This is a genomic window from Limisphaera sp. 4302-co, assembly GCF_049537155.1.
In the GTDB taxonomy this organism is placed as follows: Bacteria; Verrucomicrobiota; Verrucomicrobiia; order Limisphaerales; family Limisphaeraceae; genus Limisphaera.
On record NZ_JBMVQZ010000002.1, the window covers coordinates 371010 to 386989 of the forward strand.

The 15980-nt window shown below is 66.5% G+C and carries 15 protein-coding genes and 1 pseudogene; 9 read left to right on the forward strand and 7 right to left on the reverse strand.

Annotated features, from left to right (window positions below; genetic code table 11):
* Positions 1-12: 12 nt before the first annotated feature.
* The 6 genes and pseudogenes from ACPDIX_RS03575 to ACPDIX_RS03600 all read right to left on the reverse strand — a co-directional run bounded on the left by ACPDIX_RS03575 (position 13) and on the right by ACPDIX_RS03600 (position 3480).
* The gene (locus tag ACPDIX_RS03575; protein WP_423430466.1) at positions 13-270 is read right to left on the reverse strand and encodes a hypothetical protein; all 258 of its coding nucleotides are present in this window, start codon (positions 268-270) and stop codon (positions 13-15) included.
* A gap of 40 nt (positions 271-310) precedes the next feature.
* A pseudogene (locus tag ACPDIX_RS03580) lies at positions 311-850 on the reverse strand (glycosyltransferase family 39 protein); the annotation flags it as partial.
* Positions 851-1891: 1041 nt separating this feature from the next.
* Positions 1892-2221: a hypothetical protein gene (locus tag ACPDIX_RS03585; protein ID WP_423430404.1), complete on the reverse strand. Its 330-nt coding sequence runs from the start codon at positions 2219-2221 to the stop codon at positions 1892-1894.
* A 131-nt stretch (positions 2222-2352) separates the two neighbouring features.
* The gene (locus ACPDIX_RS03590; protein ID WP_423430405.1) at positions 2353-2727 is read right to left on the reverse strand and encodes a hypothetical protein; all 375 of its coding nucleotides are present in this window, start codon (positions 2725-2727) and stop codon (positions 2353-2355) included.
* 226 nt (positions 2728-2953) lie between these two features.
* Positions 2954-3139, reverse strand: coding sequence for a hypothetical protein (locus ACPDIX_RS03595; protein WP_423430406.1), 186 nt, complete (start codon positions 3137-3139; stop codon positions 2954-2956).
* Positions 3140-3258: 119 nt separating this feature from the next.
* On the reverse strand, positions 3259-3480 hold the full coding sequence (locus ACPDIX_RS03600; protein WP_423430407.1) for a hypothetical protein: 222 nt from the start codon (positions 3478-3480) through the stop codon (positions 3259-3261).
* Positions 3481-4404: 924 nt separating this feature from the next.
* Here ACPDIX_RS03600 and ACPDIX_RS03605 point away from each other — a divergent pair.
* The 9 genes from ACPDIX_RS03605 to ACPDIX_RS03645 all read left to right on the forward strand — a co-directional run bounded on the left by ACPDIX_RS03605 (position 4405) and on the right by ACPDIX_RS03645 (position 15160).
* Positions 4405-4884, forward strand: coding sequence for an Lrp/AsnC family transcriptional regulator (locus tag ACPDIX_RS03605; RefSeq protein WP_423430408.1), 480 nt, complete (start codon positions 4405-4407; stop codon positions 4882-4884).
* Entirely contained in the window at positions 4859-6061 is a 1203-nt protein-coding gene (locus ACPDIX_RS03610; protein WP_423430409.1) for an aminotransferase class I/II-fold pyridoxal phosphate-dependent enzyme, read from the forward strand. Before ACPDIX_RS03605 ends, ACPDIX_RS03610 begins: the two co-directional genes overlap by 26 nt.
* A gap of 199 nt (positions 6062-6260) precedes the next feature.
* Positions 6261-7355, forward strand: coding sequence for a glycosyltransferase family 2 protein (locus tag ACPDIX_RS03615; RefSeq protein WP_423430410.1), 1095 nt, complete (start codon positions 6261-6263; stop codon positions 7353-7355).
* Between the two features lie 121 nt (positions 7356-7476).
* Positions 7477-10062: a DUF3656 domain-containing U32 family peptidase gene (locus ACPDIX_RS03620; RefSeq protein ID WP_423430465.1), complete on the forward strand. Its 2586-nt coding sequence runs from the start codon at positions 7477-7479 to the stop codon at positions 10060-10062.
* Between the two features lie 13 nt (positions 10063-10075).
* A complete protein-coding gene (locus ACPDIX_RS03625) occupies positions 10076-11590 on the forward strand; it encodes a hypothetical protein (RefSeq protein ID WP_423430411.1) in 1515 nt (504 codons plus the stop codon).
* Positions 11591-11599: 9 nt separating this feature from the next.
* Positions 11600-12337, forward strand: coding sequence for an MlaE family ABC transporter permease (locus tag ACPDIX_RS03630; protein ID WP_423430412.1), 738 nt, complete (start codon positions 11600-11602; stop codon positions 12335-12337).
* The gene (locus ACPDIX_RS03635) at positions 12334-13110 is read left to right on the forward strand and encodes an ABC transporter ATP-binding protein (RefSeq protein WP_423430413.1); all 777 of its coding nucleotides are present in this window, start codon (positions 12334-12336) and stop codon (positions 13108-13110) included. Before ACPDIX_RS03630 ends, ACPDIX_RS03635 begins: the two co-directional genes overlap by 4 nt.
* Positions 13107-14078: an MlaD family protein gene (locus ACPDIX_RS03640; RefSeq protein ID WP_423430414.1), complete on the forward strand. Its 972-nt coding sequence runs from the start codon at positions 13107-13109 to the stop codon at positions 14076-14078. Before ACPDIX_RS03635 ends, ACPDIX_RS03640 begins: the two co-directional genes overlap by 4 nt.
* Before the next feature lie 32 nt (positions 14079-14110).
* The gene (locus tag ACPDIX_RS03645; protein ID WP_423430415.1) at positions 14111-15160 is read left to right on the forward strand and encodes an XdhC family protein; all 1050 of its coding nucleotides are present in this window, start codon (positions 14111-14113) and stop codon (positions 15158-15160) included.
* Here the strand turns inward: ACPDIX_RS03645 and mutM are convergent.
* Positions 15133-15978, reverse strand: coding sequence for a bifunctional DNA-formamidopyrimidine glycosylase/DNA-(apurinic or apyrimidinic site) lyase (mutM, locus tag ACPDIX_RS03650; protein ID WP_423430416.1), 846 nt, complete (start codon positions 15976-15978; stop codon positions 15133-15135). The genes ACPDIX_RS03645 and mutM overlap by 28 nt on opposite strands.
* Between the last annotated feature and the right edge of the window lie 2 nt (positions 15979-15980).

Here is a 15980-nt window from a genome sequence, read left to right on the forward strand (position 1 = left end):
CATTCCGAGTACTTAGTTAAACGGAAGCGGCACCGGCACTGACCCCAGCCATGTGCCTTGGAACCGGTTGATCCTGCCGAGCTCGCCACGGGCTGGGTCTCCCGGCCGGGTCAACCAGCGACAACTGAGCGGGTAATCCCCCAGGCGACGCATCGTGCCTTCGAAGGCGTATCCCACACGGAGGACCAGCCAGGCCGAGGCAAGGACCGCCGCCATCTGCACCGTTTCCCGCCGCCAGGGCGCGGGCGCGCCCTGACATGCCCACCCCACGGCAGAGGAAGAACCAGATCAGTGGCCACAGGGGCACGAGTACGATCCAGGTGAACTTGGTCAGTAGCGCAAGTCCCAGAAGCACTCCGGCTTCCAGCGCGCGGACGGGCGCGGGCTGCCTGTACCACCGCCATAACACGTATCCGGCTGCCAAACCGATCGCCGCCGCGCCCAGGTCGGGCGTGATGAGGTGGCCATGTCCCAAAACGTTCGGCCTCACGCTTGACAGCATCGCAGAGAAAAGCCCGGCCCGTGCCCCAAACACTGCCCGGGCCCGCCGGCGGCAGATCCACGATCCCAGCAGGCTCAGCGGCAGCACCATGAGCCGCGTCCGGAACAGGAGCATTTGGGCCTCCCAACCCAGCTCCTGCACAAACCGGCTCATCAGCAGGAACTCGGGGCGCCGGACCTGAAAAGCCTCTTCAACCCAGGCCGGCATCTGCTCCGCTGCGACCTCCCGTACCGGCCAACAGGCCCACAACCGAACCAGCGGCGGATTGACACGGTACAGATCAGATTCCCCGGATTGCCAGTGCCAGATGCCTGAGGGGAGGTGACCGCCCTCGTCGTCCCCTGCCATGCTGTCGCTCTCCAGGCCGCCTACACCAGCAACCCGACGTGGAACAGCGCCACGACCAGCAGGAGCACGCCCTCGGCGTGGGAAACCCGCCGCGTTGGAGCCATGTTGTTCATTCTATCCATGCGTTGGTGGGGGGGCTCGCGAGACCCTCGGTGCGGTCCACGGCCGCTCCTCCGATCCGACCGTCCTGCCAACACTCCCTTGGTATGGGAGATTGGGAGCTTGGTCCAGCAGGGACCATGCTCGAACCATGAGCTCTTCGGCAGCTGACTGCGGGAAGGTGGGCGGACTCCAGTGGACGCCACCGGACGTTGGGGCTGGGAAAGCCCTCGGAGTCCCGCTCTGTCGGGGCGCCAGAGTTTTCGGACTCAGGCGCGGGAGGCAGCCACTGACGGAACAGCCTACCCCGGTGGCGTTTGTACACAGCGGCTGCCGTGGCGCAGTCATCGTTCCCACAGTACAGGCTGTAACACCATCCGCTGTCCGGTCCGCTTTCTGCCTCCGCCTCTGCAGTTCTCCGGGCCGCCACAAGGGTGACGATCCCCAACACCAACATCCCGGTGGCCATGCCCACTGCCATCCGTTCTTCCGTTTTCGGGCGGGACTCCCTGGTCGGGTCAAGCCAGCCCACACATCCGCACCCTGTGGCTCGATCACCCGCCAGGGCTGCGTGGCAAACCACGAAATTACCGCCGAGCGACAGGAGCAAAAGACCTTGGGCCACGCGCAACCGACCTGTCCACGGGTAACCTTCCATAACCAGCTGCCGCAGCACGGCACCGGTCCGCCCCAGCGCCGGTCCGGTTGCAACACCGGGTCGTTACCCCTTACACTGTCCGTGGCCGGTCCACCGCTTTTCCCAGGGCCGTGAGCCCCAGCAGCACCGCCGTGAAGCGCCGCAGTGCGGTTAGGCACAGGTGCGGCCGACTCCCGACGGGCAAGGCAAGCAACCTTTCGTTGTGTGGACCGCTCTCAAGTGCCCGGCCCGGGGGCCCGGGCATCAGGCCGGCTCATCCCCATGGACCCTCTTTTGCAACCATGTCATGAAAAAGGCGGCTTATGACCGAATGCCCTGCCGGCCGGGGAGATGCGGTGTCTGTAGAGGGTCCAGCCGATGGCCAGCGCCAGGACGAGGCTGCTGGTGATGAGGATCCGCCGGTAGGTCACCGCGCGGCGGGCCTGCCGTGTCTCCGCCTCGGCCAGCCGCTGACCGCGGGCGACGGCCGACCAGTTGCCCTGCGCAAGTTCCCAAGCCGAATACGGCCCCGGCTTTGCCTGCGGCAACTCTTCCAATGAAAGGATCCGGTTGGTGTTGGCGTAAGTCACCAAACCCTGCCGGCCCTCGGAGCGCACCCGGTGATCGTCGACCATGGCTACTCCCCGGATGGGCGGAGAAAGGACGATGGCATCGTTGTGGGTCCGGATTCTTTCGGCCCGGATGTTGACGCCCTGGGTTTCAAAGAAGCCCGTGTGAGGGTCCAGCCGCTCACCCCAGTAGGACTTCAGCTGGTACAGGCTGAGACGGGCTCGCCACGGGACCCGCCAGCCGTCGAAGTCCGGGTTTCGAGGACTTCATAGACGATGTTGATAAAACCCTTGTCGAATGGGACCGGGTGGCGTTCTCCGCGCCCGCGGATCTGCATGCCGACGTACCATTTGAGTTCGCCGTCCTCGGCCATGTGCAGCAGGGCCGGCACACCCCAGGAGCCGGGCAGCTTCTTCCACCAGGTGGCCTCCTGATACCAATGGGCGACCGATGAATTCACGGGGTTGCCCGACGTCACCCCTGTGGAAAAGGGCGTGCTCATCAGATCACTGGGTTTGAGCCCGGCCAGATGTCCGTGTGAAGCGAACGCCAACCACACCGCAGCCGCCATGTGCACCTCAGAAGGCACTCCGTTGGTGTGTTCAGTGATGTGAAGGGTGTTGGGGATGCCCGTTTCCTTTGGAGAAGGTGGGGGGGACAGGGATGACCTGTTTGATGGCCTTGTCCGAGGTTCGTTCGGTGACCAAATACACGGTGTTTTCGTCACCGGCAGCGAGGTGACGGAAGTAGCCGCGGGTGTCTTCGATGGGCGTGAGTGCGGGCTCAAGCCGGATCTCTCACCGCCGGTCCTGGAGGCGTATCTGGAAGCGATAGACCCACGGGTCGGTGGTATCCGGAGTTCCCCAAGCGGCCGTGCCCTCGACGGTCAATGCCGGTACCACCCCCGCCTGCGGTCGGTCGCCCAGGACGATCCAACACAAACCGACCCGGATCGAAGACGCAACGGTCAGGATGATTCGCATGAGTCCAGTGGGTTGGAAACTCCGAACGCACAGGCTGTCAACAAGGGGCCGTCCCGGCGGCCGGGGGGCGGGCTTCTTCGGCTCCACGGGACCTTGATGGGAAAGGTTGCACACCGAGCTTACGGGTGACACCCGATGGAAATGCGAACGGGTAACCATTGCTCCCATGCGTTGGTCTGGGTGAAGTCCTTGCAAGTGCCGTTGGTACAGATTCCTCCCGCGCGCTCGGTGATGGTGACCCACGCCTTCACGGGGGTGCCGTCCGGGTTCGGGATGGTCAGGCACTTGACCCGGAGGCTGCATCGCAGAAGACGATTTGGTTGGCGGTGACCCAGGAACATGGGACGCCGTTATTCTTGGGCCGGGGTCCGGAGTCGGTGCATTCCGTGCAAATGGATTTCAACTCATTGGACGAAAACGCGTTGGGGCACGGCTGGGCCGGCACGGTGGCGATCCGGCCCGGGATGCATGCACCAATGGCCAGGGCCGTGAACGCGGCGGGTGCATTTGCATGTGCCTGCCTGCGGCGAGCAACCGTGTGCGCGAGGGGTTTCCTTGTCGTTCGTTTGGATCAGGTGTGTTCGGCTCCTGCGCAGGCGACCCGGGCTGGAAGTGCGGAAAACCCGACCGCCCGCTTGTGCGGAGACCGAAAGGGGTTCGGACGTCTGCAACCGGGTCTGGTTCATGGCGCTTGGGCTTTACGGGCCCGTTAATGGCATAAAAAACCTGTCAACACGTTTTTCGTTCGTTTGTGATCAGCCCGGTCGGACATGCGGTGGCCGCGCGGAGTCCGGACCATGGGCTGGCGCGGTTTTGTTCCGTGCGGGCACGACCGTGCGGTTGGACTGCAGGCGGAGGGGGGGCACGGTTCGCGGATGGACGCGTCCAAGCGTTTGAGGTCCTGATGGGGCCATGGGGGCCCGTTGCCTCGGGCCCCATGCCTGGGACCCGCAGTGAACTTCGGTTGAGAGTTTGGCTGGCGCCTGGACGGCGGACAGGGAGCTGCGGCGAGGCGGGCTCCTGCCGTTTTCGCGAGGCGTGGTTCGGGTGCGGATGGTTTCGTGTTCTGCGAAGGGCGGGATCGGTTCCTCCGTGGTGGGTTCCCCGGACTGTTCCGTGACGCGGTGCGGGTGGGGAGGGATTCGAGAGGCTGCTGGCGTCCCGGGTGGGCCGGTTTGGTGGCGCCGGGGATCTGATCGCTTTCACTCTCGACGGGTGAGGTTTGAGCCGCTAGGTTGCGGCCCAACGTTCGCGAGGGGAATCCTATGGACGAACTTTTAAAGATCCTGGCCAGCAACGCGCTGGAATCGCGCGAGACGATCGCCCGCATGCTGAACCTCTCGGTGGAGGAGGTGGAGGCTCGCATTCGGGAGTACGAAAAGGCGGGGATCATCCGCGGGTATCAGGCGATTCTGAACGAGGACCGGCTCGACCTGGACAAGGTGACGGCGGTGATCGAGGTGAAGGTCACCCCCCAGCGGGAAGGTGGGTTTGACCGCATTGCGGAGCGGATCAGCCGGTTTCCGGAGGTGCGATCGGCCTATCTGATGAGCGGTGCGTACGATCTGCTGTTGTTTGTGGAGGGGCGGAACCTGCGGGAGGTGGCGGCGTTTGTGAGCGAGAAACTGGCGCCGCTGGAGGGCGTGTTGTCCACCGCCACGCATTTCATGCTGAAAACCTACAAGCGCCTGGGTGTTCTGATGCATCCGGAGACTCCTGATGAACGGCTCGCTGTCTCTCCGTGACCGGGTGGCGCGGCAGGTGCGGGACATTCCCCGCTCCGGCATCCGGGATTTCTTCGACATCGTCAGCACGATGCGGGACGTGATCAGTCTCAGCATCGGGGAACCGGATTTCGACACGCCCTGGCATGTGCGCGAATACACGGTGTTTGCGCTGGAACGCGGGGCCACGCATTACACCAGCAACCTGGGGTATCTGGAGCTCCGGAAGGCCCTGTCACGGTACGTGGCGCGTCAGTTCGGGGCGGAGTACAATCCGGAGACGGAGATTCTGGTGACGGTGGGGGTGAGCGAGGCGCTGGATCTGGCGTTGCGCGCGCTGATCAATCCGGGCGACGAGGTGCTGTATCATGAGCCGTGTTACGTGTCGTATCGTGCCCTGGTTCAGTTTGCGCACGGCGTTCCGGTGGCGGTGGAGACGCGTGCCGAGGACGGTTTCCGGCTGACGCGCTCGATGCTCGAGTCGCGGGTGACGCCGCGGACCAAGGTACTGCTGCTGAATTTCCCCAACAACCCCACCGGAGCGGTGATGGATCGGCGGGATCTGGAGGAGATCGCCGACTTCGTGCGCCGGCATGATCTGCTGGTCATCACGGATGAGATCTATGCCGAGCTCACGTACGACGCGCCGCATGTGAGCCTGGTGAGCCTGCCGGGGATGCGGGAGCGCACCATCTTCCTGCACGGGTTTTCCAAGGCATGGGCCATGACGGGGTTCCGTCTCGGCTATGCCTGTGCGCCGGCGGAGCTGATCGAGGCGATGATGAAGATTCATCAGTACACCATGCTCTGCGCCTCCTCGCTCAGCCAGAAGGCGGCCCTGGAGGCTCTGGCGCGACCCGAGGTGGACGTGCGCGAGATGGTGGACGAGTATCGGCGGCGCCGGAATTTCGTGGCTTCGGCCATGAGGGATCTGGGCCTGCCGTGTCCCGAGCCGCGCGGTGCGTTTTATGCCTTTCCGGACATCCGGCGCTTTGGACTGAGCTCCCGGGAGTTTGCCCTGCGATTTCTGCAGGAGGAAAAGGTGGCAGCCGTGCCCGGCACGGCCTTCGGCGGGTGCGGCGAGGGTTTCCTGCGCTGTGCCTACGCGACGGGGATGGAACAGTTGAAGGAGGCCATGAACCGGTTGGGGCGGTTTGTCGCTCGTTTGGAGAAGGCGGGGGCGTCACGGGCCACCTGACTTGCTCCCGGGAGGTTTCGGGGCGGGCGGGAGCGGGTGGCTGCAGGGCGCGGGTGCGGCAGCCCGGTATCGGCCCTTGGTTTTGCGGGCCGGTGTGGCAGGGGGCGTGGCGCCCGGCCGGTGAGGCGCCGGGCCCCGGCGGGGGGCTGGGTTCGTTGGCCAGAGGTATGGGGTGGCCCCGGGCGGATCGGCGCGGTGTATGGCGCGGCTGGTTTCGGTCATCATGCCGGTCTGGAACGAGGCCGACTCGATCGAGGAGGCCGTCCGATCGGTGCTGAACCAGGAGTGGCCGGGGGAGGCACTGGAAGTGTGTGTGGTGGATGGGGGGTCCACGGACGGCACGCGGGCCATCCTGGCCCGTGTGGCGCGGGAGGATCCGCGGGTGCGGGTGTTGGAGAATCCGCGCCGGATCATTCCCGTGGCGTTGAACATCGGTTTGCGAGCGGCGCGTGGGGAGTGGTTGGCGCGGTTGGACGGGCACGGGAGCTGGCCTCCGGAGTACCTGCGGGAGTGCACCGCCTTTCTGGAGCGCGAAACGGGTCCGGCCGTGGCTGGCGGGGCTTGGGACTGTGTGGGGAAGGGGTGGCTTGGGGCGGCGGTGGCACGGGCCGTGGGTTCGCCCTGGGGGGTGGGCAATGCGCGGTACCGGACCGTGTCGGCGGAGGCCGGTGCGCAGGCTGTGGACAGTGTGCCGTTCTGGGTGACGCGGCGCGAGACGTTCGAGCGGCTGGGGTTGTTCCACGAGGGTTTTCTTTGCCACGAGGATTACGAGTTCAACTATCGCCTGCGCCGGGCGGGCGGACGGGTCTGGTTGCTGCCGTGGGTTCGGGCGCAGTACCGGGTTCGGTCCACCTGCGGTCGGCTGGCGCGCCAGTATTTTCGGTACGGCCATTGGAAGGGCCGGTTTTTGGTGATGGCACCGTGGTCGCTGCAGCCGCGTCATCTGGTGCCGCCGCTGTGGATGGCGGCGAACGTGGGGTGGGCGGCTGCCGCGCTGGCGGACCGGCGGTGGCTGCCGGCGGCAGCCGTCTGGGCCGGGTTGTACGCGGGATGGTTGTTGCTGGCGACGGCGGGTTTGTCGCGACGGCCGCGGCCGGCCGGCTGGGATGTGCGCAGTGCGCTGGTGCTTCCGTGGATCCTGTGCCTGGTGCATGCCGCATGGGGCACGGGGGTTTGGACCGGCCTGCTCCGGGGACCGGTTCATGGGCAGCCACCCGGTTGGCCGGGCGGCGGAGGAGAGTCCGGATCGGAGGAGACCCGGGAGGCCCGCGCAGAGCGGGGTCGGGCAGGCTGACCTTGCCAGCGGGATGGGTCCGGACCACTTTTCTGCCCCGGTGGAAACGACGGAGACAACCCGGACCGGACCGTGCGGGGCGGAGGCCGACGAAGTCGGTTCTCCGTGTCGGCCGGTTTGGTTGCCCGAGCTGCTGGCCCCGGCAGGGGATTGGGAGTGCGCTCGCGCGGCGGTGGAGAACGGGGCGGATGCGATCTATTTCGGGCTGGAAGCGTTCAACGCGCGAATGCGGGCCCGGAACTTCACGGTGGAGGAACTGCCGACGCTGATGGAGTGGTTGCATCTGCGGGGCGTGCGCGGGTATGTCACGTTGAACACGCTGGTGTTCGAGCCTGAGCTGCCGGTGGCCGAGGCGTTGTTGCGGGCGATGATGGCGGCCGGCGTGGACGCGGTCATCGTGCAGGACGTGGGTGTGGCCCGGCTGGTGCGGATGCTTTCGCCGGATTTTCCGTTGCACGCGTCCACCCAGATGACCCTCACCAGTGCCGCAGGTGTGGAGTTGGCACGTGAACTCGGCTGCCAGCTGGTGGTGCTGGCGCGGGAATGTTCGATCGCGGAGATCCGCCGCATCCGGGAGGCGCAGGAGCGGGATCCGCAGCGCCGGCCGATGCCGCTGGAGGTGTTCGTGCACGGGGCGTTGTGCGTGGCGTATTCCGGCCAGTGCCTGACGAGCGAGTCGCTGGGGCAGCGCTCGGCCAATCGCGGCGAATGCGCCCAGGCATGCCGTTTGCCGTACGGGTTGGTGGCCGACGGACGGCCGGTTCCGCTGGGCGACCGTCAGTATCTGTTGAGCCCGCAGGACCTGATGGGACTTGAATTGTTGCCGGATCTGATCCGCGCCGGGGTGGCCTCGCTGAAGATCGAGGGGCGGCTGAAGTCTCCCGAATACGTGGCCAACGTGACGCGTGCGTACCGCCGGGCCCTGGACGAGCTGGCAGCCTCCGCCCGCGCCCCCGATGAGCTGCCCGCGCGGTATGCGGCGGATGCGGAGACGCGTTACGGTCTGGAAATGGCGTTCTCCCGCGGGTTGTACACGGGCTGGTTGGAGGGGATCGACAACCAGGCGCTGGTTCACGGGCGGTATGGCAAAAAGCGGGGGGTGTGCCTGGGCGAGGTGTTGCGGGTGGAAAAGGGGTCGGTGGTCCTGGCTGCGGCGGGGGCGGTCCGCCCGGGTGACGGCGTGGTGTTCGATGCCGGGAACCCGGAAGTGGAGGAGGAGGGCGGCCGGGTCCATGGAGTGGAGCCGGCCGGTCAGGGACAGGACGGCCGGCCGCTGCTGCGCCTGCGGTTTGGAGCGGGAACGATTCGCTGGGCGAGAGTGCGGCCCGGGCAGAAGGTTTGGAAGACCAGCGACCCGGTGTTGGAACGATGCTGGCGCCGCACGTTCGAAGGTGAACAGCCGCGGTATCGGCGGCCGGTGACGATGCGCGTCAGCGGCCGTGCGGGTGAACCGTTGGAACTGGTGGTGCGGGACGAGCAGGGGCGGGAAGTGCGGGTGCTTTCGGAACTGCCGTTGGAGCCGGCCCGGGAGCGGCCGCTGGGACGCGCGGTGTTGGAGGCGCAGCTCGGCCGGCTGGGCGGCACGCCCTTTTACCTGGCCGGCTTGGAATGCGCGTGGGAGGGCGAGGTCCTGTTGCCGTTTCGCGAGCTGAACCGCATGCGCAGGGCGGCGGTGGAGCGGCTGGAGCAATTGCGCCGGCGACCGCCCCGCTGGACCGTGCGGCCTGAGCCGGTGATCCGTGCGGCTTGCCGGGCCGGGCGCGATCCTGTTGAGGAGAGCCCCGCCGGGACCGGTCCGACCCTGGTTGTGCTGGTTCGCTCCATGGACCAGCTGGAGGCCGCCCTTCAGTGGGGCGCCACGACCGTGTATTGCGATTTTGAAAACCCGAGACAATACGTGGCGGCGGTCCGGCGCGTGCGTCGGCATGATGCAGAGGCGACGGCCGCCACGACTGTCTGGGTGGCCGGTCCCCGGATTTGCAAGCCGGGTGAGGACTGGATCCTGCGCCAACTTTCGGCCTGCGGAGCGGACGGTTTCCTGGTGCGCAACGCCGACCAGCTGTACGCCTTTTCGGGCCGCCCCTGTGTGGGCGATGCCACATTGAACGTGGCCAATCATCTGGCCGCGGAGTTTTTCCTGGAACGGTTCGGCCTGCAGCGGGTGACCGCCAGTTATGACCTGGACGCCGACCAGTTGGAGGCGCTGGTTCGCGCCCTGCCGCCCGGCTGCGTCGAGGTCACGCTCCACCAGCACATGCCCATGTTTCACATGGAGCATTGTGTGTTCTGCGCGTTTCTGTCCCGGGGACATGATTATCGCGATTGTGGCCGGCCCTGCGAAAAGCACCGGGTCTGGTTACGGGACCGGGTGGGTGCGTTGCATCCGGTGAAGGCCGACGCGGGGTGTCGGAACACGGTTTTCAACGCGCGGGCCCAGACCGGTGCCGAATATGCCGAGCGCCTGGCGCGGGCCGGCGTGCGACATTTTCGCATCGAATTCCTCGATGAGACGGCCGACGAGGTGGTGCGAACGTTGTCGCGTTACGCCTCGTTGCTCCGGGGCGAGGTCCGCGGGGAGACGTTGTGGCGCGAGCTGCGGCTGGTGCATCAACTGGGAGTGACCCGCGGGACCTTGCGGCGCGACGGCAACGGTGGGCCGCGGTCCGGTGGCGGCGGCCGGCTTGACGGCCGCGGGTGCGTGGTTTAATGGAGCGCGCGGAGTGTGTGCAACCTTCCGTGATCGTGTCCGCCCGATGGTGTTGGTGGCGTGGTTGGCTGCGGGCGCGCGCCTGACGGCCCTCGAGTCGGGGCCGTTGGTTCATCGTTTCCCCCTGACGTTGGAGGAGGGCAAGCGGACCGAGGCACTCGGCCCGTTGTTCGCGCGGGAGGATGACGAGGACACCCGGATGTGGGCGGTTCATCCGGTGGTCTCCGTCGAGAGTTGGAAGGGGCAGGACCGCCTCTCGGTGGATGTGTTGTATCCCCTGTTCACGTACGATCGGACCGGGTCGGAGGCGCGCTGGCAGCTGATGCAGCTTTTGTCCGGCAGCCGGGGTGCCGATCAGGAACAGCGGACCACGGCGCGATGGACGTTGTTTCCCGTCCTGTTTTGGCAGCGTTCGGAGGATCCTGAACGCGAGGCGTTCGCGTTCCTCCCCTTTTACGGGCATCTGGAGAAGCGACTGTTCCGGGATGAAATTGACGTGGTGCTCTTCCCGCTCTGGAGCCGCACCCGCAAGCGCGAGGTGGTGACGGAGAACTGGTTCTACCCGGTTTATCACCGCCGGTACGGTCCCGGGTTGGAAGGCTGGCAGGTCTGGCCGTTTTACGGTCGGGAGGAAAAGGTGCCCACGCTGCAGACCAATGCCTGGGGCGAGACGGAACTTTCCTCCGGGTACCGCAAGCGATTCGTGTTGTGGCCGGTCTTTTTCGACGTTCGAACCGGCCTGGGAACGGAGAGTCCGGGCCATCAGCGCATGTTTCTGCCGTTCTACGCGGAGAGCGCATCGGAGCGGGGACGCAGCCGGTCATGGGGCTGGCCACTTGGGGTCGCGGTGAGCACCCAATCGGCGACCGGGTACCGTGAGGTGGGCGCGCCGTGGCCGTTCGTGGTTTGGGGCGACGGACCCGGTCGGGCCACGCATCGATTCTGGCCGTTTTACGGGATTTCGGTCCGGACCAACGGGCAACGGCAGTTTCTGTTGTGGCCGCTGTGGCAGCAGCGGCGGAGCCGGACGGCCGGGATGGAGCGTGCGGACACGCGCATGGGATTGTTCGTGTATCGCGAGGTGGAGGAACGGCTGGTGGAGGGCCGGCGTCTGAGACGGTCCTTGTGGCCGTTGTTTGCCCATCGGCAGGACGAGTTGGGGCGCAGCCGGCTGCAGGTGTTGGCGCCTTTGGAGCCGGTCCTGCCGGGCAACCCGGGCGTGGAGCGCAACTACAGTGCCCTGTGGTCGGTCTGGCGCGCGGAAGAGGATCCCGTGACGGGCCGGTCTGGGAGGTCGTTTCTGTGGAATCTCTGGCGTTGGGATGGCGGTCCGGCGGGCCGAAAGTGCTCGCTGCTGTTCGGGATGGTTCGGTATGAATCGGACGGGGACGGGTCGCGGTGGCGATTGCTGGGATTGCCCGTCTGGAGGCGGCCTGCGCAACCGCGCGAGGGAGACAAGCCCGTTGGGGTCGCCGGGGGAGCGTTGACACCCGGAAGGGAACGGGAAAGGGCCGCCGCTGCGGATTGAGGGACCGGCATGTTCGAGAACCTGGGCGAGATGGTGATTTTGCTGGGGCGCACGCTCCGGTCGTTGCCGCTGGTGTGGCGGCACCGGCGGAAGGTGTTCGAGCAGTTTTACGAGATCGGCAACGCCAGCCTGCTGATGGTGTGCATGTTGTCGTTCTTCATCGGGGCGGTGGTGGCGTTGCAGACGGGGCCGGTGCTGGTGGACCGCGGGCTGGCGGCGGCGGTGGGGGGAATCGTGGGTGTGTCCATCTGCAAGGAACTGGCTCCGGTGATGATGGCCATCCTGATAGCGGGGCGGAACGGGTCAGCCATGGCCGCGGAGATTGGTTCGATGCAGGTTTACCAGGAGATAGACGCCCTGCGGACGATGCGGATTGATCCGGTGCATTTTCTGGTGATGCCGCGGTTGGTGGCGTTGGCGTTGGCGCTGCCGCTGCTGGTGATGATGGCGATCATGGTGGGCTGGTTCGGGGGCGCGCTGGTGGCGGCGTACAACGACCGGATCGCCATCGGGTTCCGGGCGTTTTTCGAGAATCTGCGGGACGTCGTGGCGCTGGAGGACGTGCTGAACGGTCTGTTCAAGAGTTTCGTGTTCGCGTGGATCGTGGGGGTGATCTGTTGTCATCAGGGCCTGGTGACACGGGGTGGGCCGCGGGGCATCGGCCGGTCGGTGACCAAGGCGGTGGTGAACTCGATCGTGTTGATCGTGGTGTCGGATTACATTCTGACGCGGCTGTTGCTTTCATGAACGCGGCTTCGGACCAACGTTCGGGCGGTGTGGCGATGGAGGTGCGGGACCTGCGCAAGCGGTTCGGCGCCGAGGAGGTGCTGCGGGGGGTGAGTTTTTCGGTGGACCCGGCCGAGGTGTTTGTGCTGATGGGGCCCAGCGGCAGCGGCAAGAGCGTGTTGTTGCGGCACATCATCGGGTTGGAAGAGCCGGATGCCGGTGAAATCCGGATCAACGGTGAACCGGTGCGGGGACCCGGTGTCCTGGACCGCTACCGGGTGGCGATGGTGTTTCAGTCGGCGGCGTTGTTGAATTCGCTGACGGTTGCGGAGAATGTGGGGTTGTACCTGAGCGAACACCGCCTGTGCCCGCCCGAAGAGATTCGGCGCATTGTTTCGGAGAAGCTGGCGCTGGTCGGTCTGGCCGGCACGGAGGACAAGCTGCCCGGACAACTCTCCGGGGGGATGCGCAAACGGGTGGCCATCGCCCGTGCGCTGGTGATGGAGCCGCAACTGATCCTGTACGACGAGCCGACGAGCGAACTGGATCCCTTGTCGGCCCAGGTGATTGCCGAGGAGATCGTCAGCCTGCGGGATCGGATCGGGGTCACCTCGATCGTGGTGACCCACGATCGTGCCCTGGCGTTCGGTGTGGGTGACCGGATCGGTTTTTTGAACGAGGGCCGGCTCGTGGCGGTGGACCGGCCGGATCGGCTGGCGAGCCATTCGGACCCGGTGTTGCGAAGATTCCTGCAGGCGGCCAGCCTGCAACCTACCCAGGAGGTGCGCGCATGAAAGATTCGCTGGAGACCCGGCTGGGCATGTTCGTGGCGTTGACCCTGGTGGCCGGTGTGCTGGTCATGGAGCTGGCCGGTGGACTGGAGCGTCTCCGCCAGGGACCGCGCGTGCATGCGTTCTTCCGCAACGCGCTCGAGTTGAAGGTGGGCGACCGCGTCAAAATGGCGGGCGTGGACATCGGTCGCGTGGAAGCGATCCGTCTCGAGGGCGATCGGGTCCGCGTGACCATGAAACTCAGGCCGGATCACCCGGTGAACACGGAGTGTGTGGCCACCATCAAGTTCACAGGGTTGATGGGGCAGAACTATGTGTCGCTGGATTTCGGGCGGCCGGATGCGCCCCGGGCCGAGGACGGGACCGTGCTCAAATCGACGGAGCAACCGGATTTCGCCGCGCTGATGGCGCGTCTGGACAACGTGGCCTCCGGCGTGGAAAACCTCACACGCAGTTTCACCGGGCACAAGATTGACAACTTGCTCGGTCCGCTGACCGATTTCGTGCGCCAGAACAGCGGCACGCTGAGCCAGACCCTGACCAACCTGCGCGACGTCACGGCCCGGATCCGCTCGGGCGAGGGGACGGTGGGACGCCTGATTTACGACGAGACCCTGCACGCGGCGGCCCTGAACACGGTGTCGAACCTGGACCGGACGCTGGACACCGTCGATCGTGCGGTGGAGGAGGCCCGTGGGTTGGTGGCCGAGGCGCGCGCGGGTCAGGGTACCCTGGGCCGTTTGATCACCGATCCGGCACTTTACCGGGAGTCCACCAATGCCATGACCCAACTGCGCGAAATCCTGCAGAAGATCAACCGGGGCGAGGGTTCGGCGGGCAAGCTGGTGAACGATGACGCGCTCTACCGCAACGCCCGGCTGACGTTGCAGAAGCTCGACAAGGCCACGGAGGGCCTCGAAGACCAGGGGCCGCTCAGCGTGATGAGCCTGCTGGTGAACACGTTGTTCTGATCGGGGCGGCGTCGCCGCAGGGAGTCCCTGCCATGACACGACGGATCTACCAGGAAATGGCCCGGCTGTCCGCCGAGGGCCGTCCATTCGCGTTGGGATTGATCGCGCGGGTGAAGGGCTCCAGCCCGCAGCGTACGGGGGCCAAGGCATTGTTCCTGCCGGAGGGCGGCATCGTGGGCACATTGGGCGGCGGTTGTCTGGAAGCCGAGGTCCAGGCACGTGCCCTGCGGGCGTTGCGAACCGGCAAACCGGACACATTCGACCTCCTGCTGGATCATGACTTCGGATGGGACGACGGCCTGATCTGCGGGGGACGCGTCCAGGGACTCATCCTGCCGGACGCACATCGCGTGGGGCCTTTGTGGGCCGAGCTGGCGGAGGCGACGGAGCCGGTGCGCTGGGGTGTGCGGGAGGACTTCTCCATCGCGCGGGTCGAGGGGCCGGGCGGTTCCTGGCTCTATGAGGAGACCGTTCATCCGCCGTTTGCCTTGTGGATCGCCGGCTCCGGTCACGTGGCCCAGGCGGTCGCGCCGCTGGCGCTGCAGCTGGATTTTGCGGTGACCGTTTTCGACGACCGGCCCGGGCTTGCGAATCACCGGCTGTTTCCCGAGCCGACCATCCTGCGGGTGGGCCCGTGGCACGAACTGTTACACGAGCCGCTTCCGCGGGTGCCGACCTTTGGCCTGATTGTCACCCGCGGCCACCAGCACGATGCGCTGGTGTTGTCGGAGTGGATCCACAGGCCGTTCGCGTTTCTCGGCATGATCGGCAGCCGGCGCAAGGCCCGGTTGATCCGGGAACAGTTCCTTCGCCAGAAGCTGGCAACGGCCGGGCAGTTGGACCGTGTGGTGTGTCCGGTCGGACTGCCGATCCACGCCATTGGGGTGAACGAGATCGCGGTGAGCGTCCTGGCACAGTTCATCCAGTGCCGGGCGGAGCTGCTGGGGCTGGCCAGGACACAGGACGCGAGCCCGACCGCCCGGGCCTCGGAGCCGCCCTCGTCCGGCGAGGGATCGGCAGCAGCCCCATGCGCAACCTCCCCCGGGGACACACCTCAGGGCTGGCAGCCCGGACAAAAATAGGTGCCGCGCCCCGCGAGCACGATGCGACGAATGGGCGCGCCGCAACGGCGGCACGGATCGCCCTCCCGTTCGTAAACGGCGAAACGTTCCCGCGGAGGAGATGAACTGCCGGCGACCCGCCCGAAGTAGAAGAGCCGGTCCCGACCGGTTCCGGTCCAATCGAGGTTCAACTTCGACCCGAACCGAATGGCCCGGCGCAGGACACGGCGGATGGCGGCGACCAGACGCGCGACCTCGGTGCCGGCCAGCCTGTCCGAGCGGCGGACCGGCGACAGGCCGGCTTCCCACAGACTTTCGCAGACGTAGATGTTGCCCAGGCCGGCCACGACCGTCTGGTCGAGCAGCCGTACCTTGAGCAATTGACGGGAGCAGACCAGGAGAGCCCCCAGCCGGGCCGCGGTGAAGGTTCGTTCCAGCGGCTCGGGACCCAACCGGCGGAGGGGCGCCTCATCCCAGCCCGAGCGGCCGAAACCGCGGGGATCCGAAAAGACCAGCCGGGCGCGGTTCAAGTCCCAGAACATTCGCGTGTGCGGGGGCAACGGGGCGCCCGCCGGCTGCAGCCACAGCCGGCCGGTCATGCCCAGGTGCATCCAAAACAAACCGGGCACTCCCGGTGCGGGGTCCAGTTCGACGCATATGTACTTGCCGCGGCGCCGGACGTGGCGGATCCGGCGGCCCCGCAAGACGCGATCGGCCGGGGTCGGATCTGGTGGAAACAGGATGGACGGACGCAACAGTTCGACCTGGCGAATCGCCTGTCCCCGGAGCTGCGGGTCCAGGTGACGGACGAGGACCTCCACTTCGGGCAGTTCGGGCATGG

Coding starts and splice junctions, on each gene's coding strand:
- ACPDIX_RS03585 (WP_423430404.1), bottom strand. CDS start 2,221: ATGGTCGACGATCACCGGGTGCGCTCCGAGGGCCGGCAGGGTTTGGTG.
- ACPDIX_RS03595 (WP_423430406.1), bottom strand. CDS start 3,139: ATGCGAATCATCCTGACCGTTGCGTCTTCGATCCGGGTCGGTTTGTGT.
- ACPDIX_RS03635 (WP_423430413.1), top strand. CDS start 12,334: ATGAACGCGGCTTCGGACCAACGTTCGGGCGGTGTGGCGATGGAGGTG.
- ACPDIX_RS03605 (WP_423430408.1), top strand. CDS start 4,405: ATGGACGAACTTTTAAAGATCCTGGCCAGCAACGCGCTGGAATCGCGC.
- ACPDIX_RS03645 (WP_423430415.1), top strand. CDS start 14,111: ATGACACGACGGATCTACCAGGAAATGGCCCGGCTGTCCGCCGAGGGC.
- ACPDIX_RS03615 (WP_423430410.1), top strand. CDS start 6,261: ATGGCGCGGCTGGTTTCGGTCATCATGCCGGTCTGGAACGAGGCCGAC.
- mutM (WP_423430416.1), bottom strand. CDS start 15,978: ATGCCCGAACTGCCCGAAGTGGAGGTCCTCGTCCGTCACCTGGACCCG.
- ACPDIX_RS03590 (WP_423430405.1), bottom strand. CDS start 2,727: ATGGCGGCTGCGGTGTGGTTGGCGTTCGCTTCACACGGACATCTGGCC.
- ACPDIX_RS03610 (WP_423430409.1), top strand. CDS start 4,859: ATGAACGGCTCGCTGTCTCTCCGTGACCGGGTGGCGCGGCAGGTGCGG.
- ACPDIX_RS03640 (WP_423430414.1), top strand. CDS start 13,107: ATGAAAGATTCGCTGGAGACCCGGCTGGGCATGTTCGTGGCGTTGACC.
- ACPDIX_RS03600 (WP_423430407.1), bottom strand. CDS start 3,480: ATGTTCCTGGGTCACCGCCAACCAAATCGTCTTCTGCGATGCAGCCTC.
- ACPDIX_RS03630 (WP_423430412.1), top strand. CDS start 11,600: ATGTTCGAGAACCTGGGCGAGATGGTGATTTTGCTGGGGCGCACGCTC.